We start from the raw sequence: 21,975 nt of genomic DNA on the forward strand, positions 1-21,975 counted from the left end.
AAGCAAGTGAAAAGAAAAGGAGAAGACTATGAGAATTAAGATCAGAGGAACCGAGGACCGCACAGGAGGTCTGCAGATACAGCCGATCCGCGACATACTGGAGGAGAGAGGACACGAGACGGCAAAAGACGGGATGGAGGGAGATCTCTGCATCCATTTTACAAGAACTGACGAGAAGGGATACAGCGTCGCAAAGGCGGGGAGAGATGTGTATATTTCCTGGCATACGCGCCCCGAGGCTTTCCGGGCGCTGGGAAAGGCCCTGGAACATGCGGGGAAAGAGAAGTGGAGAGAGGAGAACAAAGGAACGCAGGGGAACACAGGACTTATGTTTGACTGCTCAAGAAACGGCGTCCTCAAGGTGGAGGCGGTCAAGGAGATGATCCGCCAGGCGGCTCTCATGGGACTGAACTGGCTGCTCCTCTACACGGAGGACACCTACGAGGTGGAGGGATATCCCTGCTTCGGCGCCCTCAGGGGCAGGTATACGAAGGAGGAGATCCGGGAGTGCGATGCCTACGCGGCGCAGTTCGGCATTGAGATGATCCCCTGCATCCAGACGCTGGCTCACCTGCGTACAGCCCTGCGTTGGCCGGCCATGGAAAAATACAGGGACGATGCGGACATCCTGCTGGCTGAGGAGGAGAGGACCTACCGGCTGATCGATGCCATGCTGGCCTCTGTCAAGGATATGTACCGATCAAAGAGGATCCACCTGGGCATGGACGAGGCGTTCTACCTGGGCTACGGAAACTACCGGAGGATCCACGGGGAAGTGAAGCAGGGAGAGCTGATCCGCAGGCATCTGGACAGGGTGATGGAGATCTGTGAAAAATACGGCCTGGAGCCCATGATCTGGAGCGATATGTTCTTTGTGACGCCGGGAGGCGGAGACTATTACAATGTGCCTGCAGACTATGAGTGGCCGGACAGCGAGAAGCCGGACCGGAGAGTCACTCTTGTATACTGGGACTATGAGGGACATGATGAGGACAGATACACAAGAATGGCTACGCTCCACAAAAAACTGACAGATCAGGTGTGCTTTGCCGGGGGAGCCTGGATCTGGAACGGGCTTGCGCCCAACTATGCCCAGGCCATGGACGCCACGAAGAAGGCTTTTCTCGGCCTGGAGGACACGGGCGTGACAGACAGCTTCTGCACCCTCTGGCTGGACAACGGGGCTGAGACGCCCATGCGGGCCGGGCTTCCTATGGCAGCTTTCTACAGCAGATGTGCCTACGGCGAGTCCACAGATCCGGAGGAGATGGAAAGCTGGTTTAAGATGCTCTGCGGCGAGTCCTACCAGGATATGCTCCTCTTTGACAGGTTGGACCATATACCGGGAACTGGCGTGTACAATGAGGGATTCGCCAACCCCTCCAAGCAGATCTTCTATCAGGATCCCCTGACCGGCGTCTTCGACGGGCAGTATGCGGGAACGGGGCTGGATGTGTATTACGCGGAGACGGCAAAGCTGTTGAAAAAGGCACAGAAGCGTGCGGGTAAACTGGAAAAAATGTTCCGGTATTACAGACTTCTGGCCAGCATCGACGCCGGGAAGTGCGAGCTGGGAGTGAAGATCCGCAGCGCCTACCTGTCCGGTGACAGAGACACCCTGGCAAGGATCGCAGACAAGGAGATGCCGGATCTCAGGAAGAAAGTGCAGAAAATGCACACGCTGAGAGAGCAGATGTGGCAGGAGGAGTTCAAGCCCAACGGCTATGAGGTGATGGATGTGCGCATGGCCGGCGTGGAGACCAGGCTGAAGTCCGCCCGCAGGCGTATCCTGGATTATCTGGACGGAAAGATCCCATCCCTGCCGGAGCTTGAGGAGGAGAGACTCCCCTATTTCACCAATGAAGAGGGGAAAAATGCGTCCGGAAAGTGCAATTTGTGGGAAAATATCGTAAGTGCGGCGAACATCTGCGGCGTGTAATTGTGTAAAATGTAGTGAATGTTGACGAAAAACATTTATTTTTGTAAATAGAATGCACAAAAAAAGCAAGAACTATAAAAAAAGGAGCAAAAGAAAGATAGAAACGGCTAAAGGGGATAGCTATAATACAGATATAAGCTGACAGACGGCTTAGAGGTTCATAGGCAGTAAATTGCGGACAGGAGGAGACATGGACGGAAGGAAGATTTATTACGTCAGCACCCTGCGGGGGGATGACAACAACGATGGCTTGTCAGAGGAGACACCTTTTCGGAGCCTGAGAAAAGTAGCCGGACAGAAAAGAGAGCCGGGTGATATGATCCTTCTGGAGCGGGGCTCCGTCTTCCAGGAAGAGTACCTCCACATATACGAGGGAGGCACCAGGGAGCATCCTGTTGTAGTAGATGCGTATGGACAGGGAGAGATGCCGGTGATAGCGGCAGAGGGAAGCGGCCTTTGGTATCAGAATTACGGAGCGCCTCTCGACAGCCCGGCCCACGTGTGGAAAGGGTATGTATCATCTGCAGTGCTTCTCTACGATGCGGAGTACATCACGGTGCGGAACATTGAGATCACCAACAGCACCCTCCGGGAAGGAGAGGTGTACAACCAGGGGGATCTGATGAACCGGACAGGCGTCAGCATTGTGGCAAAGGACAGAGGAACCCTTCGCGGGATCGAGCTGGACAACCTGTATGTCCACGATGTAGACGGGAATGTATATGACAAGCATCTGAACAACGGCGGCATTTACGCCAGTGCCCTGGCGCCGGCCGACGAGAGCCGGACGGGAGTTGCCAGATACGACGGCCTTCACATCCACCACTGCCGGGTAGAGCGGTGCAGAAGATGGGGGATCGCAGCCGGATATACCTACCAGCATGGCAGGTTTACCACGCTGGAGCTGCCGGACGAAGTGGTCAGAACATACGGTTCTGTCAATGTAGTTATTGAGCACAACCGCATCCGGGAGATCGGAGGAGACGCCATCACTCCCATGTACTGCTTCAGGCCACTGGTACAGTACAATGTATCAGAACATGTGGCCCTCGATATGAACGAGGATGTGTACACCGAGGCAGGAGAGCGGGGAGGCATGGTCGCGGCGGCCATATGGCCCTGGAAATGCAAGACAGCGCTCTTCCAGTACAACGAAGCGTCACACACACACTTCAACCAGGACGGGGAAGCCTGGGACGCGGACTCGGGGGACGGCACCATCTACCAGTACAACTACAGTCACGACAACGAGGGCGGATGTGTCATGTTCTGCGAGGGAGAGAGCGTCAACAACATTTTCCGCTATAACATCAGCGTCAATGACGGTACGCAGAGGTCGGGGGTTGTCACTCCGGTGCGGAACATAGACGCGCACATTCACAACAACATATTTATTATAAAGGAAAGCGTTCCCTTTATCCGGACCAACATGTCCGAGGGAGGGATGCTGGTAGAGAATAATCTTATTATAAATACAGGGGATGAGGCCAGGACAGAGGACTGGCATCACCAGACTGAGAAAGCTCAGTACTGCGGAAATCTGTACGGCAACTACGCAAACATCCCGGAAGATGACCGGGAGGCAAAGGACGCGCAGAGTACAGATGTTGAAAAATGGATAAAAGGGGAAGCCGGGCTGGACTTCTATGAAGAGCATACCGGTGTCCGTCCTTATATCGGGGCCTGCTTTGCCCGAACCAAAAAGCAGAACTAAAAACCCTATATTTTAAGGAAGGTGAGGTAACATTATGAAAAAGAAAATTGTGAGTGTATTACTTACAACAGCCATGGTTGCAACACTGGCAGCAGGATGCGGATCTTCCGACAGCGGAAGCTCTGATTCAGGCTCCAGCGACAGCGGCAAGGAGATGACCTACTGGTCCATGTGGAACTCCACAGAGCCCCAGGCAAAAGTCATCCAGGAAGCAGCAGATGCTTACGAGGAGGAGACAGGCATCCACATCAATATCGAGTGGAAGGGCCGTGATATGAAGACTCTCATCGGTACAGCTCTTGAGGCCGGCGAGGACATCGACCTCTTCGACGACGACTATATGCGTACTATAAGAAACACACAGGAGTATCTGACAGACCTTTCCACACTGGAGGGAGAGGAAGAGTTTGAGAGCCATGTAATGCCTGTTATCCTTGACAAGGCTAAATCATGGGGAGATGGAAAGCTCTACGCAGTACCTTATCAGGTATACACAACAGGTGTATGGTATGACAAGGCTATGTTCGAGGAAGCTGGCGTGACAGATGTTCCGACAACATGGGATGAGTTCCTGGATGTATGCCAGAAGGTTAAAGATGCAGGATACAACCCGATCACATGTAACTCCGACTCTGCAACACTGATCTATGGCTTCCAGCTGGCAAGATACATCGGACAGGACGCAGTTCTTGAGTGCTTCAACAACGGCGCATGGACAACTGTTCCGGAGGCTAAGAAGGCTGCAGAGGATATCGCTACATTAGTAGAAAAAGGATTCTTCTCACCCAACGCTCCGGCACAGTATCCGGATGGACAGAACGAGATCGGCTTCGGCGAGAGCTGCATGGTCCTGAACGCATCCTGGATCCCGAACGAGATCGTTCAGAACACAGGTACAGAGGTAGACTTTGGCTTCTTCCCGTGGCCGTCAGTTGAGGGCGGTGTAGACGGAGCTGAGGCGTCCATGGTTGGTGCACAGGGCTTTGGTATCGTTAAAGAGAGCGATATGCAGCAGGAAGCTTTTGACTTCGCAACAATGATCGCTACAGGCGACTATGACCTTGAGATGGCTTCTTCCGTAAATTCTATCCCTGCTGATACAGAGAACACAGAGTGGCCGGATGCAATCTCCGCGGCAGAGCCTTACTTCAAGGAAATGACAAAGGCTTACGACTGGGCAGTTGGTCTTGAGTCAAACGCTGACTTTACACCTGTTATTACTGAGAACGTAGTAAAACTGATCCAGGGCAACACCACTCCGGATGATTTCGTTCAGGCATTAGCTGATGCTCAGTAATTAATCTGGAATTACACCGGTATGGCAGGCAGATGCTGTCTGCCATACCGCTTTTTGTTAGCACTACAGAAAACAATCTGAGAGAAAGGGGGACATCTTCTTGAAACAGAATAAGAAAATGATCGTCTGCTTTCTGACTCCGGCGCTGCTCTTCTTCATCATCATGTTCCTGTATCCTATTATCCGTACAGTCATCATGAGCTTCTTTAATGTGGAAGGCGTCAGCGACCCGATGAGCGAGTGGACCTTTAACGGTCTGGGGAATTATGAGAAGCTGTTGGGGACAAAGCTTTTCCAGACATCCATGGTCAACATGATCAAGATTTACGTCATTGGCGGCATCGCTGTCATGGTCATCGCACTTCTCTTCGCTGTCATCCTGACAAGCGGTGTGAGGGCGAAAGCATTCTGGCGTGCGGTCATCTATGTACCCAACATTATCAACGCGGTTGCTATCTCCACTATGTGGATCCAGTACGTGTTCAACAAACGATTCGGTCTTCTTCACAGCTTCTTTGAGGCTCTGGGACTGGAAGAACTGGCAAAGATCGACTACATGAACGGATCGTGGAAGTTCTGGTCGTTGCTGATCGCTTTCTGCTTCGGCTCGGTGGGCTATTTCATGCTGATATTCATCAGTGGTATTGAGAGGATCCCGGCGGACTACTACGAGGCTGCCACTATCGACGGAGCGAACAAGCTGAAACAGTTCGGCTTCATCACTATGCCGCTGATCAAGGGCGTGTTCAAGACATGTATGACATTCTGGACCATCAGCATTGTCGGCTTCTTCGTGTGGTCACAGATGTGGGCATCACCGATGCCGTCCGACAACGCGACTATCACTCCGGTTGTGTACATGTACAACGCTGTGTTCGGCACAACAGGAAGTACAGCCCGTGATGCCGGCGTGGGCGCTGCGGTAGGTATCCTGATGGCGCTGATCGTGCTTGTCGTATTCGGACTTGTCAACGTGCTTGTCAAAGACGACGACCTGGAATTCTAAGAGAGGAGGATGGCTTTTATGTTTGGAAAAAAGAAAGAAAAAGAAAAAAAGGTCAGAGAGCCGTTTAATCCTCGCAAAGAAGTGAAACTGATTCCCGGTTATCTTATTGTAGGCATCTGGGTGTTCTTCACGATCTTCCTTCTGGTGTGGATCCTGGCAGCCAGCTTTTCCACAGCTCCGGAGATCATGCAGGGCAAGGTCTTCAAGTTTGAGAGCGGCTTTCATTTTGAAAACTATATCAATGCATGGAATGCAAACAGTATTTCCACGTTCTTCATGAACTCACTGCTGTATGCTGTTGCAACCATGGTAGGCGCGGTTGTTATCAGTGCGCCGGCAGCCTATGTACTTTCAAGATTCACATTCCTCGGAAATAAGCCGATCCGGTCCGGTTTCCTCATTGCCATGAGTATCCCGAACATCATGATCGTACTTCCGCTGATGTCCATCTCCATTCAGCTTGGCATCAACGGCTCCAGAGGACTGCTTATCTTCCTGTACATAGGAATGCAGATCCCGTACACAACCACATTCCTGATGACCTTCTTCCAGAACCTGTCCAGGACATACGAGGAGGCGGCAGCCATCGACGGATGTACGCCCATGATGACATTCTGGAGGATCATGTTCCCGCTGGCTCAGCCGGGTATTGTTACGGTCAGCATTTTCATCTTCATGAATATCTGGAATGAGTACTTTATCTCACTGATCTTTGCATCGTCCTCGGATATCATGCCTGTAGGACCCGGACTTAAGAGTGTACTTTCGTCCATGCAGTACACAGGAGACTGGGGCGGCCTGTTCGCAGCCGTTGTCATCGTCTTCCTGCCCACGCTGCTGCTGTATGTCTTCCTGTCAGAGAAGATCATCTCCGGTGTTACCGGCGGCGGTATCAAAGGTTAAGAGTGTATCCGGCCTGAGGCCAGATAAAAAAACAGGAGCGCTGCCTCGTTATCGTTATCCGATAGGGGGCAGCGCCTCTTTTTTCTCAACACTTAAGAAAGGAGACATTATGCAAAAACAAGTAACAGCGGCTGGCCGGCCAATGTCCTGACCATGCATCCAGACGGGGAGAGTGTGAGGAGAGCTCTTGAAGAGGGGCCCTACGGCCGCTGTGTTTACTACTGTGACAATAATGTTGTGGACCATCAGGTGGTAAACATGAATATGACGGACGGATCGACCGTCAGCTTTACAATGTGCGGATTTACGGCAGACTGCTCCAGATATGCAAAGCTTATGGGCACAAAAGGGCAGATCATTGCCGACATGGGGGCTAACACGATAGAAGTGACTCCGTTCGGGAAGGACGCGGAGCTGATCGATGTCTCCAGGATGGCAGAGGACTTCTCAGGACATGGAGGAGGAGACAGGGGCCTGGTGAGCGCGTTCCTGGATTTTGTCACCGGCGAGCAGTCAGAGGATGACACAATTTCTTCTGTAGAGCGCTCTCTGGAGAGCCACTACATTGCGCTGGCGGCGGAGGAGTCCAGACGGAACGGGGGCGCTGTGATCCGGATGGAGCAGGTGCGGAAATAAAAACAGAAAAGCAGGCAGAACAAAAGAGGGGGTACCTCTGTGGCGACAGCGTCACGGAGGTACCCCCCTGTTTTATTCGTTTTTTACAGGTCTGGGCATTGGCCCGTATTTCTCCAGGAGATGGGCCCGGCTTCCGGCCCGGCAGTACTGTCCGGTGCCGGTGACGCCCTCTTTTCTGGCATCCAGGTCCGGGTCTGAATAGCGAAGGAACCACTCTTCCATCTGGCGGCGCATGGCTACAATGCGCTCTTCCTGGGCCGGATCATGGAACAGGTTCTCGGTCTCATCCGGGTCCTCGGTCAGGTGATAGAACTCATTGGGGCCGTAGGGGTAACGAAGAACCAGCTTCCACTCTTTGTCCCGGATCATCCGGACAGGGCCGTATTCGTCAAATACGACTACAGGGCGGCTGCTTTCCAGCTCTGGATCCTCCAGCCATCGGGCAAAACTGTGGCCCGGGATTTCCTGTTTTGTGTTCACAGGGCAGCCGGCCAGATGGCACAGAGTGGGCAGGATGTCGTAGTGGCTGAACAGCTCACTGCACACAGCCCCTTTCGCGAAATGCCCTGGCCAGGAGGCGATGAAAGGCACCTTCACAGAGCTGTCGTACATATTTTGCGGGAAAGTCCCGTTTCCCTTGCCCCAGATGCCGTGCTGTCCCAGGTTCATGCCGTTGTCGGAGGTGAAGATAACGATGGTGTCGTCTGCGATCCCCAGCTCATCCAGGCGGTCCATCAGACGCCCGATCTGGTGATCCATGGCTGTGATGGCGGCGTAGTAGCCCCGCAGTAATTCTTTGCGGCGCTCACCCTGGCCGTGGGGGCAGGTGAAGACCTGCCAGGGGTGGTAGGGAAGGTCAGGAGTGGCAGTGAAATCACAGTCCCTGTACAGATCCAGATATTCCTTCTTGTGATCCGTCTCCTCCCACGGGCTGTGGGGAGCAGTGAAGTGGACGCTCAGATAAAAAGGCGCGTCTTCCTTTGAGAACCTGTCCAGGCACTCCAGCGCGTTTTCGCCGATGAGGTCTGTGATGTATCCTTCCTTTTCGGAGAGAACCCCGTCCTCGATGGTCTCAGGGTTGAAGTATCTGATGCCGCCCCCGCCGATGGTGTACCAGTGGGAAAAACCGTGCTGGGGCGTCATGCTGTCTCCCATATGCCATTTGCCTGAGAGGGCGCAGCGGTAGCCGCCTGACGCCAGGATGTCTGTGTAGGCGGTGAGGTGATCCGTGTACTGGATGGGAATAGTCTCGTGGGGCATATATTCTAAACTTTCCCTGGATAGGGAGGCTCTGTCCATGCTGCCGCCGTCCAGCCAGTCAAGAATGCCGTGGCAGGAGGGCATAGTTCCGGTAAGGATGGAAGCGCGGGCCGGTGAGCAGACCGGTGAGGCACAGAAAAAGTTGTCAAATTTTACACCCCTCTGGGCAAGTCTGTCCAGATTGGGGGTGTGGATGTCTGTGTTCCCGGCGTTCTTCATGGCCCAGTGCCCCATGTCATCGGCCAGCAGGAACAGAATGTTTGGCTGTTTCATAGTATGTTATGTCCTTTCTTAAAATGTATTAATAGGCTATGCATGTTATTATACTCTCTGGGATGCGGAATGGCAAAAATTTTCTGTATATTTTTGAGGGCTATCCGCTTTTTTTATACTATGTGGTAACAGGAGGGTGTATAATGTGATTACAACCAGGAAATGAAGCGACAAAAGAGGAGACGGGCATGGGGACAGAGGAGAGAAAGGTGAGAGAAATACGGGACGAGAAGAGAAACAATGTTTGCGGGACAGCTGTGAGACGGGCTGTGGCGGGCATTGTCCTTTTCGCTGCGGCGTTTCTTCTTCTGTTTGCCGCCTCAGTATCCGGAGAGTTTGCCCAGTGGTACACGCTTCACGTCTACTCCTTTTTTGTGGCTACACTGGGTCGTTTTTTTGGCATATTCGCCTTCTCTGCGTCTGAGTTTATGCTGTATGTGCTGATCGCCTTTCTTGTGTGGCAGATCATAAAGACTGTGTACAGATGCCGGCGGGGAAAGAATGTGAGAGAGCCCCTGGCAGCCTTTTTCTCAGGGATCTTTCTGGCGGCCGGGATCTTATTCTTTCTCTATGCCGCCTTCTGCGGCGTGAACTATCACAGGAGCTCCTTCGCGCAGGAGACGGGGCTTACGTGGGAGGGGGCCACGGTGGAGGAACTGGAGGCAGTCTGTGAGGAGCTGACATCGGCGGTGAACCGGACAGGGCAGCAGGTAAAGCGGGATGAAAACGGGATCATGGTGCTGACAGAGGATGTGTCTGTCCACGCTGTGCGGGCAATGGAAAAGCTGGCACTGGAATACCCCTGCCTGGAGGGCTGCTATCCGCAGCCCAATGGCCTGGAATTTTCCTGGATCCTGTCCGTCCAGCAGCTGACAGGGATTTACTCGCCCTTTACGATAGAGGCAAATTACAATACGGATATGGTTGCCTATAACATTCCTTTTACAGCCTGTCATGAGCTGGCTCACCTGCGAGGATTCATGCAGGAGCAGGAAGCGAATTTTATAGGATATCTGGCCAGCACCCGGGCAGACAGCCTGGAGTTTAACTACAGCGGCTATATGCTGGGGTGGATCTACTGTACAAATGCGCTCTATGATGTGGATCCGGATGCCTACGAGGAAGTGCGAAGTGAGCTGTCGGAGGAAGCGGAGGCGGACCTGGAAGCCAACAGCAGGTTCTGGGCGAAGTATGACACGCCGGTGGCCGAGGTGTCGGACCAGATCAACGACAGTTATCTGAAGGCCAACGGGCAGGAGGACGGAGTAGCCAGCTATGACCGGATGGTGGAGATGATCCTTACATATTACAGAGAAGAAGGACATTTATAAAAAATACGGGAGGGATGACAGATGGAGACAGGAACAAGACTTACCGTGAGGGCCTACCACATATCCTCGTTGGAATACGGGGAAGAAAACCGGGTCACACTGGACGGGCATATGACAGTGTGTCCGTCTGTGGCGGAAAAGATCCGGGAGAAGGAACCGCTGATCAAGGACATTTCGATCCGGATCATCCGGCCCGACGAGCATGACCAGCACACCAACACGGTGATGGACGTTATCCCTCTCTCCACGAAAGTGCTTGGAAAGGTGGGAGAGGGGATTACCCACACGTTGACGGGGGTGTATGTGATCCTGACAGGGGTGGATGAGGCCGGCCGGCAGGTGTGCAATTTTGGCGCCAGCGATGGGATCCTGCGGGACAAGATCGCGTGGGGCAGGCCCGGGACTCCCCTGGAGAGCGACCTTTTGATCTCCTTTGACGTGGTGCTGCGGGAGGGGACCTGGGCGGACCGGCCCGGTCCGGAGGCGATCCACAGAGCCTGCGATGTGTTCTGCCAGATCTTCCGGGAACAGATGAAGAAATTCAACGGGTACAAGTGCACGGAAAAGCACGTGTTCCAGGAGACCTATGAGCCGGGCCGCAAGGATGTGGTGATCGTCAAGGAAGTCTCCGGGCAGGGGGCTGTGTACGACACGAGGCTGTTTGGAAATGAGCCCTGCGGCTACGAGGGCGGACGCTCTGTCATTGATATGGGATGGATGCCGGTGGTGGTGACGCCCAACGAATTCCGTGACGGCATTATGCACGCAATGGACTAGGCGGGAGACCCTGGCGGAAAGGAGAGGAGACTATGGGTATAGGTACAAGCATGAAAGAGACCACGCTCCACTATTACAGAGATCCTCTGGTGGAGGTGCTGTCGGAGGACAGGGACGTCAACCTGAGGGGGATCGTGATTGTAGGATCCCCGGATAAGAACGAAGACAAATATCTTTCGGCGGAGAGAGTGGGTGTCTCACTGGAATGTATGCGGGTGGACGGCGCCATTTTCTCCTGCAATGGGATCGGGAATAATCATGTGGATTTTGCGCATGCTATTGAGGAGACGGAAAAGCGGGGCGTCCCCACGGCAGTCTTAAGCCAGTGCCCTGCAAAGGACTTTGTAGTCCAAAACGACCACCTGGACGGCGTGATCTGCTATTACAAAGCGCTGGACAGGATGGATCAGCCGGGAGATGAGACGAAAATGCTGGCAGAAAATACTGTGACAGAGACGGACGCCAGAAAAGCGCTTGCGCTTTTAAAACTGAAAATGCGCAAGTGGGAGGAAAAGGGATAAAAATAAAAAAATGCCTTGCAATTTACAGCGGAGTGTGATACGATATCTCACGGTCAGCTTGAGAGAGCTGACTGTCTATATCGTATCTGGCTCCGTGGTCAAGAGGTTAAGACATCGCCCTTTCACGGCGGTAACACGGGTTCGATTCCCGTCGGAGTCATGTATCAGGCGCAGTAGCCAAGTGGTAAGGCACAGGTCTGCAACACCTCGATTCACCGGTTCAAATCCGGTCTGCGCCTCTCAAATTTAAAGTGCTTCAAACTCTTTGTTTATAAGAGCTTGAAGCACTTTAAATTTGAGAAGAAGTTGTACGATTTTGTGTCAGGACAGGAAACGGGATACTTACTGCTTTACAATATTTCTTTTTTCTGTAGATAGTTGGTAATAAATTCATGAAATGTTTGAGCTTTTTGAACTTGTTCCTCAGCATCCTGGCGGGAAGCAACGAAAAAATCTTCGTAGTCAGCATGTTCACGCATTTCAGAAGATGTTCGGATGATCTTCGATGCTTCTTTAGAGAAATCGCCTGTCTTAACATGGTATTGATTAAAATGGGCAATGACACCGCTATGCTTGCTGCTGTCAAATTCATCCAGGACATTTACTGCGCGCATACCGTGAAAAATAGAATAATAGGATCGGTTAAGAGCAAGCTTATATTTACCGGTTTCCAACATTGCTTTTGCGTTTTCTAGTTCTTCAGAGGATCTTTCATACCGGTATCTTGATAAATCTTTTATGCTGCCGGCCATAATACAATCCCTTCCTTTTTCACGTTTTTATAAAATGGCATTACATTTTCCCACTCTGCAAATTTATCATGATCAATAAGGAGCACGGAAAGGACTTTGTCATATTCTAATTCCAAGTCTACGACAAGATCTGTCATCTGTTCGTGCATCTCTTTGGTATATGATCTGACCAGGACAGCGATGTCAATATCTGATTCTTCTGTCTGAGTTCCTCTTGCCACAGAGCCATAGAGGATGATACTTGTAATTGAATCCTGAAAAATACGGACAAGTCCGGGGATTAATTTTTTCAGCAGATTTGTGTAATTTTCCATGGTGTGCCTCCTTTCTCCTGTTTGAAGTTATTGTACCTTATTTTAAGGACGAAATCAATCAAGTGAGAAAAGTTGAAGGAGCGGCATACAGAATTCAGGCGGAGAATTATGCTATCAGTTTCTTCTGCGTCCATTTTCCGCGGAAATAGCAGATGGCTCCGGCTGCGGATACAAGGATCCATGTGAGACCCTCGGCCAGCCAGATTCCCCACTGTCCGATAAAGGGAATGGAGGTGAGAAGGAAGGCGCACCCCATTCTGCCAACGACTTCCAGGATTCCGCTGACAAGGGCGAACCCTGCGTTCCCGGCTCCGTTCAGAATGCCGCGGAAGACGTAGAGGAGTCCCCAGAAGACAAAAAACAGACTGATCAGCTTCAGGGCCTGGGCACCGGTCTCAATGACCTGCCGGTCGGTCACAAACCATCCCATGAACATGTGACCACACAGGTACATGACAAGGACCATGAGGAGCGAAAATCCTACAGTGATCTGAATGCAGCACCGGGTGCCGGCGCGGACCCTGTCTGTGTTCCCTGCTCCCAGGTTCTGGGCTGTGTAGTTGGACAGGGCCGTGTTGGCGGCTATGTAGATCTGATTTACCAGATTTTCAATGCGGTTGGTGGCAGTGAAGACAGCCATGATCATGGTGCCGAAGGAGTTGATGACACTCTGGAGCATGACGCAGGAGAAGGCAATCATGGCGTTCTGCAGCGCCAGGGGGAGTCCGATGTGCATCATCCGCCGTATCAGGCCTGTATCCGGACGGAATTCCTCTTTTTTAATATGAAAATACGGGTTTGTCTTCAGGGAGAAGACAAGGCAGGCGCAGGCGGAGGAGAACTGGGCAATGGCCGTCGCCAGGGCGGCGCCTGCAACACCCATGTGGAATACCGTGACAAAGAGCAGGTCCAGCCCCACATTTAAAAGAGCGGCCAGAGCCAGAAAGATCAGAGGCGTCCGGCTGTCTCCCAGCGCTCTGAGGATGGAGGAGATGCCGTTGTAAAAGGCGACGGCCACGATCCCTCCGCTGGTGATCTGGAAATAGACGGCAGCATCCTGCATGATCTCCTCCGGTGTGCCAAGGAAGGTGAGAATTGGTCTGGCAAGCGTAAGGCCGATCAGTGTCAGCAAAATAGAAGCTGCCAGCAGGATGTACACAGAGCAGGCAATGCCTTTGCGCACTGTGCTGCCGTCACCAGCGCCGAAATACTGGGAGATCACGATCCCGATTCCGGCAGAAAGCCCGAGAAAAAGAGAAAACAGCAAATAGATAACAGAGGAGCAGGCGCCGATGGAAGCAAGGGCGTCCGCGCCGACAAATTTCCCCACGATAATGGAGTCCGCCATGGTGTAAAACTGCTGGAACAGACTTCCGATAAGAAGGGGAATAGAAAAAGACAGAAGAAGCTTGAACGGAGATCCTTTTGTCATATCCTGCATAAAGTTCATAGTAGATCATATCCTTTCCACGTGTTTTAAAAATATAAGTCCATTTGGATATTCCGCAAAAAATATATTATATGGAAGATAAAGGGAAAACAATGTATAATATGTTTATGATTAGCACAATCGGACACATATGTCAGAAGATACTATTCATGTCCGGGAAGAGCAGGGGGAAGAAATATGTCAGAGATCATTTCGCTGGAAGATATTTTAAAGCAGCTGTATGCCATATCGGGCATCCTCATCGACGTGTATGACCTGGAGGGGCATTCTGTTGCCAGGTATCCGGATACAGGCGCCTATTTTTGCAGCCTGGTGACCAGGAACTCCCAGGGATGTGAACGCTGCGGCCGGGACAACAGAGAGGCTTTTGCAACGGTGCGGGAGGAGCACAAAGTACATATTTACCGGTGCCATATGGGGCTGTATGAGGCAGTGTTCCCCCTCTACCACTACGGGCGCCTGGCAGGGTATATGATGACCGGGCAGATGCTGGAAAAGCGGGAGGGAGCCGCGGAAGAGGTGATGCAGAAAGCCAGGCAGATGAACCTGGGGAGCGAGGAGGAGATAGCGGAGGGGGTGAAAAAGCTGGTGCGCATCGATCTGGAAGAGATCGGGGCTTTTGTGACCATGTGCAGGGTCTGTGCGGACTATATAGCCAACCATCATCAGTTCCCGGTCACTGCCACTGGAACGGCCAAAGAGATCATCCGCTATCTGGAAGAGCATTACAGGGAGGACATTACTCTGGAAGGGCTGTGCCGCTGGTTCGGGTACAGCAAGACAAGGCTGAACCAGCTGTTCCGCGAGTACACAGGCACCTCTGTGTACCGCTATCTCATGGGTGTGCGACTTACCAATGCATGCAGAAGCCTGAGAAATTCGGAAAAGTCCATCTATTCAGTTGCTTTGGAGAACGGATTTTCCAATCAGAATTATTTCTCCCGGCAGTTTAAAAAATATATCGGATGTACGCCCGGGGAATACAGAAGAAACCAGGAGAGGGAAGGCGGTCAGAAGGCATGAAAACAGAAAAAGGATTCTACAGAAATTTCTTTTCCATCTATATCATGCTGGTGCTCCAGAATGTGGTGACCATCAGTGTCAATCTGGCGGACAATGTGATGCTGGGAGGGTACAGTGAGGCCGCCCTCTCCGGCGTGGCGGCTGTGAACCAGATCCAGTTTGTCTATCAGCAGCTCCTTCTGGCTCTGGGGGACGGGCTTGTAATCTTCTGCAGCCAGTACTGGGGAAAACGGCAGACAGAGCCCATGCGGAAGATCTCCTCGGTGGCCATGCGGGCGGGACTGTTTATAGCAGTCGTTCTTTTTGCGGCGGTCAGCCTCTTTCCGCAGAGAGCGGTGGGGCTCTTTACCACGGAAGAGTCCATCATACGGGAGGGGGCAGCCTATCTGGGGATCGTAAAATACACCTACGTCTTCTTCGCGGTGACTATCATCCTGCTGGCCACGCTGCGGAGCGTGGAGACGGTAAAGATCGCCTTCTGGCTGTCGGTCATGGCGTTCTGCGTCAATTGCTGTATCAATTATGTGCTGATCTACGGGAGATTCGGAGTGCCCGAGCTGGGGGCAAAAGGAGCGGCCATAGGGACGCTGGCGGCCAGGATCGCGGAGTGCGCTGTGCTCCTTGTCTATATAGCGAAAAAAGAAAAAAAGCTGCATTTGCAGCTGAAAGATTATTTCCGGGCGGACCGCCTGATGGCGGGAGACTATTTCCGGGTGTGCCTGCCCATGCTGGTGGTGCAGGGACTGTGGGGGCTCAACACAGCTCTGCAGACAGTCATATTGGGGCACATGAGCGCTGCTGCCATTGCGGCAAACAGCGCGGCGTCCACCCTGTTCCTGCTGGTGAAATCCATGTCTGTGGGGGCTTCCTCCACCGCGTCGGTCATTGTGGGAAAGACTATCGGGACGGGCAACATCCCTCTTGTGAAGCATTACTCCTCCATCATGCAGAGGATGTTCGTGGTGATCGGCCTTGTGTCCGGTCTGCTCCTCTTTCTGATCCGCATCCCCGTTATGACGCTCTATGACCTGTCCCCGGAGGCGATGGAGATGATGAATACGTTCCTCATCATCCTGAGCGTGGTCTGTGTGGGTATGTCCTACCAGATGCCCACCAACAACGGCATCATCCGTGGCGGCGGCAATGCCATGTTCGTAGTGAAGATGGACCTGGTCAGCATCTGGATGATCGTCATCCCCCTGTCCTTTGCTATGGCTTTTGTGGTGAAGGCTTCTCCGGCGGTGGTGGTGTGCTGCCTCAACGCAGACCAGATATTTAAATGCGTGCCTGCCTTTCTGGAGTCCCACTACGGGAACTGGATACGGAAGCTTACGAGAGAGTAAACCCGCAGGACATATTGATGAAAACGATAAGTGGGATCATACATGTGAAAAAACGATTAGACGCCCAATTCCCTGCTTGCTATACTTTCTTTGATACCAGAGAAAAAGGTATGGTAGGAGGTATACAATTATGAAAAAGAAACTGGTGAGCATGCTGCTCTGTGCAGCTATGGCAGCGACACTGACAGCAGGATGCGGCTCGGACAGCAGCGGTGAAAGCGGAGATAAAAGCTCTTCTTCCGGTGAAAGTAAGGAAATCACTTTTATGGCGCCTGACTGGGCAAACCCGGGAGATGAGCTGCTGGCAGAATTCACGGAGGAGACAGGTATCTCTGTCATTTTTAATGAGGTGAGCTGGGATGATATCCGGGATAAGGTGTCTATTGCGGCCAGCGGCGGAGAGGCAGCAGCTGACGTGATCGAGGTAGACTGGTCATGGGTAGGAGAGATGAACAGCGCGGGATGGCTGGAGCCTATCGAGATGACAGATGAGGACAAGGAGGACATGCCTACGCTTGAGACCTTTACCATTGATGGTGAGATACTTGCTGTGCCTTATGCAAATGATTACCGGATCGCCTACTATAATAAAGAGCATTTTGAGCAGGCTGGAATTACAGAAGTTCCTGAGACTTGGGATGAGGTATATGATGCTCTGAAAAAGATCAAAGAAGCAGGGATCGTAGAGTATCCCTACACAATGCCGATGAACGCGGATGAGTCTGCCACCACTTCTATGATGTGGATGGCCTTCTCAAGAAGTGGCCAGGTGTTCAATGATGACGATACACTGAATGAAGAAGCGGTCATGGATGCTCTGACATTTGAGAACCAGCTTGTGCAGGATGGATTTGTGGATCCAGCATCTATTTCTTTCAATGGCATGGATTGCTACCGCAAGATCACATCGGGCGAGGCCAGCTTTATGGTAGGTCCTACCAAGTTTGTGGGTATCAGCAATGATCCTGAGCAGTGCTCAGAGATCGGAAACATTGTTCCTATCCTTCTTCCGGGAACAGACGGAACATCTCCGCAGACAATGGCTCTTCCGGAAGCAGTTGGAATTACTTCCTTCTCAGAAAACAAAGAAGCAGCCCAGGAGTTCGTTAAATGGTACAGCTCAGCAGATGTCCAGAAGAGAATGTACGCAGTCAACAGTTCCATTCCGACAAGAAACTCAGTCTTGGCAGAAATGGTAGAAGATGGCACATTTGAAAATGCAGGGGCCATGCTGGACGAGGCAGACCTGATCAAGTCTGTTTTTCCCAATGGCGTTCCTTCCTACTATTCTGAGATGAGCAACACTATGTACAATAACATTAATCAGATGGTTCTCGGAGAGCAGACTCCCCAGGAGGCATTTGATGCGATGAATGCGAAAGTGAATGAATTAATTGAAAAGAAGTAAGATATTACCTTATGCATTACTGGCGCCCATTATTCTTATAATGGGCGTGTTGGTGTTTTATCCGACGATCATGACATTTTCATATAGCTTAAAGGAGATGAAGCTGACCAGCCCGGAGGACACAGACTTTGTGGGCCTGTCCAACTATGTGGATGTCCTTACTTCAGACTCTTTTATGTATAGCTTGCAAAATACTCTGTTCCTCCTTGTCGTAGTTGTTATCCTGACTACAGTCCTGGGGTTTGGTGTGGCTCTTCTGCTCAATGTGGATACAAAGATATCGGGGCTTTTGATGGCGCTGGCCGTCCTTCCCTGGGCGCTCCCGCCCATTGTAAATGGGATCATATGGCGTTTTATTTTTCATCCAGGATATGGTTTTATGAACAAGCTCCTTATCAGGCTGCATTTTATAGAAGAGCCCATTATGTGGCTGACAGACCGGTGGCTGCTTCTTCTGATCGTGGCTATCGTGGTGGCGTGGAGGAGTATTCCGTTCTGTGCGATCGTCTGCCTCTCGGGGCTGCACGCTATCCCGGAAGAACTCTATGAGGCAGCAAAGATAGACGGCGGCGGCAGGGTGACTGTCTTCCGATATATAACGGCACCGCTCATGATGCCTTTTATCGGTATTGGCATTACATCTGCATCGATCACGGCCATCAATATTTTTGACGAGATCGTAGCCCTTGCAGGGTACAAAGATCTGGGGAAAAATCTTCTGATCGAGAGTTATCTCACGACCTTCTCCTTTCTGGATTTTGGAAAGGGGAGCGCTCTTACTTATCTGATTATGCTGATGGCGGCCGTGCTTGGGTTCTTTTATCTTAGAAGTCTGAACAGGGAGGTGGAATTTTGAAGAAAAAAGTTTCTCCTCTCTACTGGGTGGCGGTGGTTATCTTTCTTGTTTTGACAGTGGGACCTTTTGTGTGGGCCTTCTCGATTTCTGTCACACCGGAGTATGAGATGTTTAAAAACACTATGAACATGTTCCCCAGCGAGATTACCTGGGATAACTATCTTACGCTGTTTGATTCTATCAGTCAGCAGCATATCCGGCTTTTCCGAGGGCTTGAGAACTCTCTGAAGGCAGTGGCGTGTACACTTGTCATCGGGATTCCTGTGGCTGCAGTCACAGCCTACACTTTGAGCAGGATGGAGTTCAGGGGGAAGAAGATCATCAAGAACGCGATCTTGATTACTATGGTCATTCCGGTGTTTGCGACTATCATTCCTCTATACAGGATGTTCTCGGCTATGGAACTGCTCAACAGCACTTTTTGGCTGAGCATGGTATATGCCAGCTCCTTTCTGCCTATGAGCATCTGGCTGATGAGCAATTACTTTTCGACGATACCCAGGGAATTAGAAGAAGCCGCCCTTGTGGACGGCTGCGGACGGCTAAGGACATTTTTCCGGATCATACTTCCGGTGTCCTATCCTATCATATGTGCCAGTATGCTCATTATGTTCCTGAGCGCCTGGAGTCAGTTTCAGATTCCCCTGATCCTGGCGTCGAATATTGACACAAAGCCGGCGGCCATTGTGGCCTCGGAGTTTATGACAAAAGACACAGTGCTTTACGGAATTACTGCTGCTGCGGGGATGCTGATCATTCTGCCGCCGGCCATTGCAGCGCTTGTCTTCCGGAAACTTCTCGTTAGAGGAATGACAGGGGGATCTATCAAGGGGTAAAAGATCATGCCAGATTGATAAAATGAATCAGCAGATCTGTTTAAACACAGGAGGCATGGGAAATGCAGGATAATGCGAATTCCTGTGCCTTTTTCAGATCCTCCCGGTCCGGGTGAGTCATGGCGCAGTCAAAGTTTCGGATAAACCCGTCTACCTGCGGGGCGTTTTCGCTGGTGCGCATGTTCTCGTATTTCTGGCGGACCTGCATGGGCATCTTTCCCTGGCAGATGTAACAGCCCAGGTAGCGGCAGCTGCTGTTGATCCATGCGCTGACATTTTTCTCAATAAGGCTGTAGTATTCCGCGGATCTTCCCATGCCGCAGGTGCCGAAGAGGGCAATGTTCTTATTCTCCAGGGAGCTGAGCAGATCGCTCACCTCTATGCAGCAGGAGCCTCTGTGAACGCAGAAGCCGATAAAATAAGTGGAAGCCTCGGGGATGGGCTTGCCGCTGTCTATGTCGATCAGATCTCGGGAGCCCTCCGGCAGGGCGGAGAAGATGGCGGCAGCTACGCTCTTTGTGTTTCCGGAATGGCTGTTGTATAAAACTAAATAATCCAACATATGCACGTACCTTCTTTCATGATATCTTTATCAGCTCTTCTTGATGAACCGGGTCTGGCATTTGGGACAGCGGATCTCGATCTTGCCCTTGCCTTTCGGAACCCGGATCTTCTGCCGGCAGGTGGGACATTTGTAGATGTGGTGGGTCTTGCGCTGTGCCATCAGGTTCTTCTGGGTGGCGAACCAGGTGCGGATCCGGCGTGTCTTTGCCAGGTAGGCCTGGTTCTCGGCAGAGCGCCTGTAAATGTTCCTGGAAAACAGCCGGAAGTATGTGTAGATGATCAGAGCCCAGGAAAGGAGCGACAGGATGGCGCTCTCAAATAAACCGGACAGGATCATCACGATAAGAGCAACGATCAGGGTTGCCTTTCCCAAAGAGTCAAAGCCGTAGCGTCCGGCCATAAATCGTATCAGTTTTTCTTTCATTTTCTCATCCTCCTATCTGCAATCATACTCGCACCGCCTGCAAAGTCAATAAACTGGAAATTAAAAATATATAAAATAATAGAAGCGCATCTTTTGATGTGTTATACTGGGAAAGAACAGGCATCGTGCAATGTGACGTGTGTTTATGAAGAAAAGGAGTTAAGACAGTGAGCGAAAAGAAGCATTACCATAGAGGGAGAAGGCGCTCTTCCAGTCCGGCCGGGAGCCGCGGCAGCAGCCGGGACAGCAGCCGGGAAAGGGCTGCGCGTCAGGTGGAGAGACGGCCGGAAGAAGATTGGGAGAACGATTGGATCGATCTGGAGGAAGATGAGGATCTGCGAACACCGGACCAGGTGAAGGCTACAGGGAAGAGAAGAGCTGCTTCCGGAGGCAAAGCGGCCGCCGGGAAAAAGAAAGGGAAAACTCCCGGAAAGGGCGAGAAAAAGAATGGACGGAAGGGGCGCATGATCAGCAACATCATCCTTGTGGTGGCTGTCATCGTCTTCTGCGTGTCTGCCTTTCAGCTTTTTTACATTATCTCGGGGTATTACGAGGGACGCAAGGAGTACGACGAAGTGAAAGATCTTGCTATCACGGAGGAGGAGTCTGAGGACGGAGAGAACCAGTTCGCGGTGGATTTTGACACACTGATGGGGATCAATCCGGACACGGTGGGATGGATCCGCTTTGACCCGGAACCGGCCCAGATCAATTATCCCCTGGTCCAGACGGCGGACAACAGCACCTATCTGAATAAGACTTTTTCTGCCAGTGACAACACGGTGGGGGCTATTTTTGTAAACACGTACAATAACCCGGACTTTAATGACAGAAATACCATCATATACGGACACCGCATGAACGACAGCTCCATGTTCCACGACCTGGCCAAGTATGAGGAGCAGTCTTTCTGGGAGGCCAATCCCTACTTCTATATTTATACGCCGGACGGGCGTGAGATCACCTACCACATCTATGCGGCAGGGCAGGTGACGGAGACATCGGACACGTACCTGACGGACTTTGCCGATGATGCCGCCTATCAGGCTTTCCTGGACTATACGAAGGAGGCATCCGCCTACGACACAGGCGTGGAGGTGACTACCCAGGACACTGTGGTGACGCTGTCCACCTGTACCCGGGCCAGCGACGAGCACAGGATGGTAGTTGTGGGAGTGAAAGAAAGTGAAAAGCAGATTAATTAAATAAAAAGACAGGAGCATGGTAGTGTCAAATAAGTTATGAAAAAGCGAAGCCTAAAAAATAGGCTCCGATTGAACCTTGAAAATCGCAGATATGAAGTTTGATGGCAGCTCACGCCACCCTTGACAGCACACAAAAGCAATGC

At 51.7% G+C, this 21,975-nt stretch carries 21 protein-coding genes and 2 tRNA genes; 17 read left to right on the top strand and 6 right to left on the bottom strand.

Features of this window, described 5'->3' with window-relative positions; genetic code table 11:
* Window positions 1–28 precede the first annotated feature (28 nt).
* From INF30_RS10910 to INF30_RS10935, 6 genes are all read left to right on the top strand, one after another.
* Window positions 29–1,939, top strand: coding sequence for a beta-N-acetylhexosaminidase (locus INF30_RS10910; protein ID WP_226395198.1), 1,911 nt, complete (start codon window positions 29–31; stop codon window positions 1,937–1,939).
* Between the two features lie 190 nt (window positions 1,940–2,129).
* Window positions 2,130–3,653, top strand: coding sequence for a polyhydroxyalkanoate depolymerase (locus INF30_RS10915; RefSeq protein WP_226395199.1), 1,524 nt, complete (start codon window positions 2,130–2,132; stop codon window positions 3,651–3,653).
* Window positions 3,654–3,687: 34 nt separating this feature from the next.
* On the top strand, window positions 3,688–4,950 hold the full coding sequence (locus INF30_RS10920; protein ID WP_033125823.1) for an ABC transporter substrate-binding protein: 1,263 nt from the start codon (window positions 3,688–3,690) through the stop codon (window positions 4,948–4,950).
* Between the two features lie 100 nt (window positions 4,951–5,050).
* Window positions 5,051–5,956, top strand: a complete 906-nt coding sequence (locus INF30_RS10925) for a carbohydrate ABC transporter permease (protein ID WP_033125824.1) — start codon at window positions 5,051–5,053, stop codon at window positions 5,954–5,956.
* 18 nt (window positions 5,957–5,974) lie between these two features.
* Window positions 5,975–6,859 (top strand): carbohydrate ABC transporter permease, encoded by an 885-nt coding sequence (locus INF30_RS10930; RefSeq protein ID WP_330391208.1) that lies wholly within the window; start codon window positions 5,975–5,977, stop codon window positions 6,857–6,859.
* Window positions 6,860–7,033: 174 nt separating this feature from the next.
* Window positions 7,034–7,495: a hypothetical protein gene (locus INF30_RS10935; protein WP_226395200.1), complete on the top strand. Its 462-nt coding sequence runs from the start codon at window positions 7,034–7,036 to the stop codon at window positions 7,493–7,495.
* 72 nt (window positions 7,496–7,567) lie between these two features.
* Here INF30_RS10935 and INF30_RS10940 read toward each other — a convergent pair whose 3' ends face one another.
* Entirely contained in the window at window positions 7,568–9,028 is a 1,461-nt protein-coding gene (locus INF30_RS10940) for a sulfatase-like hydrolase/transferase (RefSeq protein ID WP_226395201.1), read from the bottom strand.
* Window positions 9,029–9,216: 188 nt separating this feature from the next.
* On the opposite strand from INF30_RS10940, the gene INF30_RS10945 reads away from it, so the two are divergent.
* The 5 genes from INF30_RS10945 (at window position 9,217) to INF30_RS10965 (ending at window position 11,896) form a co-directional block, all read left to right on the top strand.
* The gene (locus tag INF30_RS10945) at window positions 9,217–10,359 is read left to right on the top strand and encodes a DUF3810 domain-containing protein (protein WP_226395202.1); all 1,143 of its coding nucleotides are present in this window, start codon (window positions 9,217–9,219) and stop codon (window positions 10,357–10,359) included.
* 21 nt (window positions 10,360–10,380) lie between these two features.
* On the top strand, window positions 10,381–11,136 hold the full coding sequence (gene prdD, locus INF30_RS10950; RefSeq protein ID WP_226395203.1) for a proline reductase cluster protein PrdD: 756 nt from the start codon (window positions 10,381–10,383) through the stop codon (window positions 11,134–11,136).
* A 32-nt stretch (window positions 11,137–11,168) separates the two neighbouring features.
* Window positions 11,169–11,657, top strand: coding sequence for a glycine/sarcosine/betaine reductase component B subunit (locus INF30_RS10955; protein WP_033126204.1), 489 nt, complete (start codon window positions 11,169–11,171; stop codon window positions 11,655–11,657).
* Window positions 11,658–11,745: 88 nt separating this feature from the next.
* Window positions 11,746–11,817, top strand: a tRNA-Glu gene (locus tag INF30_RS10960).
* Between the two features lie 7 nt (window positions 11,818–11,824).
* Window positions 11,825–11,896 (top strand) — tRNA-Cys (locus INF30_RS10965).
* A gap of 111 nt (window positions 11,897–12,007) precedes the next feature.
* Here INF30_RS10965 and INF30_RS10970 read toward each other — a convergent pair.
* The 3 genes from INF30_RS10970 to INF30_RS10980 form a co-directional block, all read right to left on the bottom strand.
* Window positions 12,008–12,409, bottom strand: coding sequence for a HEPN domain-containing protein (locus tag INF30_RS10970; protein WP_076780231.1), 402 nt, complete (start codon window positions 12,407–12,409; stop codon window positions 12,008–12,010).
* Entirely contained in the window at window positions 12,394–12,723 is a 330-nt protein-coding gene (locus INF30_RS10975) for a nucleotidyltransferase domain-containing protein (RefSeq protein ID WP_033126205.1), read from the bottom strand. Before INF30_RS10975 ends, INF30_RS10970 begins: the two co-directional genes overlap by 16 nt.
* Before the next feature lie 106 nt (window positions 12,724–12,829).
* Entirely contained in the window at window positions 12,830–14,173 is a 1,344-nt protein-coding gene (locus tag INF30_RS10980) for an MATE family efflux transporter (protein WP_076780232.1), read from the bottom strand.
* A 177-nt stretch (window positions 14,174–14,350) separates the two neighbouring features.
* On the opposite strand from INF30_RS10980, the gene INF30_RS10985 reads away from it, so the two are divergent.
* From INF30_RS10985 to INF30_RS11005, 5 genes are all read left to right on the top strand, one after another.
* Window positions 14,351–15,196, top strand: a complete 846-nt coding sequence (locus INF30_RS10985; protein ID WP_052084060.1) for a PocR ligand-binding domain-containing protein — start codon at window positions 14,351–14,353, stop codon at window positions 15,194–15,196.
* Complete coding sequence (locus tag INF30_RS10990; RefSeq protein WP_226395204.1) at window positions 15,193–16,539, top strand: MATE family efflux transporter; 1,347 nt, start codon at window positions 15,193–15,195, stop codon at window positions 16,537–16,539. The genes INF30_RS10985 and INF30_RS10990 overlap by 4 nt, the downstream gene beginning before the upstream one ends.
* Before the next feature lie 130 nt (window positions 16,540–16,669).
* Window positions 16,670–17,947: a sugar ABC transporter substrate-binding protein gene (locus INF30_RS10995; protein ID WP_226395205.1), complete on the top strand. Its 1,278-nt coding sequence runs from the start codon at window positions 16,670–16,672 to the stop codon at window positions 17,945–17,947.
* A gap of 70 nt (window positions 17,948–18,017) precedes the next feature.
* A complete protein-coding gene (locus INF30_RS11000; protein ID WP_330601314.1) occupies window positions 18,018–18,803 on the top strand; it encodes a carbohydrate ABC transporter permease in 786 nt (261 codons plus the stop codon).
* Entirely contained in the window at window positions 18,800–19,639 is an 840-nt protein-coding gene (locus INF30_RS11005; RefSeq protein ID WP_076780240.1) for a carbohydrate ABC transporter permease, read from the top strand. The genes INF30_RS11000 and INF30_RS11005 overlap by 4 nt, the downstream gene beginning before the upstream one ends.
* Before the next feature lie 40 nt (window positions 19,640–19,679).
* On the opposite strand, the gene bilS is transcribed toward INF30_RS11005, so the two are convergent.
* Entirely contained in the window at window positions 19,680–20,201 is a 522-nt protein-coding gene (gene bilS / locus INF30_RS11010) for a flavodoxin family protein BilS (RefSeq protein WP_226395206.1), read from the bottom strand.
* A gap of 30 nt (window positions 20,202–20,231) precedes the next feature.
* A complete protein-coding gene (locus INF30_RS11015; protein ID WP_226395207.1) occupies window positions 20,232–20,627 on the bottom strand; it encodes a zinc-ribbon domain-containing protein in 396 nt (131 codons plus the stop codon).
* A gap of 167 nt (window positions 20,628–20,794) precedes the next feature.
* Here INF30_RS11015 and srtB point away from each other — a divergent pair, with 167 nt between their 5' ends.
* On the top strand, window positions 20,795–21,832 hold the full coding sequence (gene srtB / locus INF30_RS11020) for a class B sortase (protein ID WP_226395208.1): 1,038 nt from the start codon (window positions 20,795–20,797) through the stop codon (window positions 21,830–21,832).
* Window positions 21,833–21,975: the final 143 nt, after the last annotated feature.

It is taken from the genome of Claveliimonas monacensis (assembly GCF_014982975.1).
Lineage (GTDB): Bacteria > Bacillota > Clostridia > Lachnospirales > Lachnospiraceae > Claveliimonas > Claveliimonas monacensis.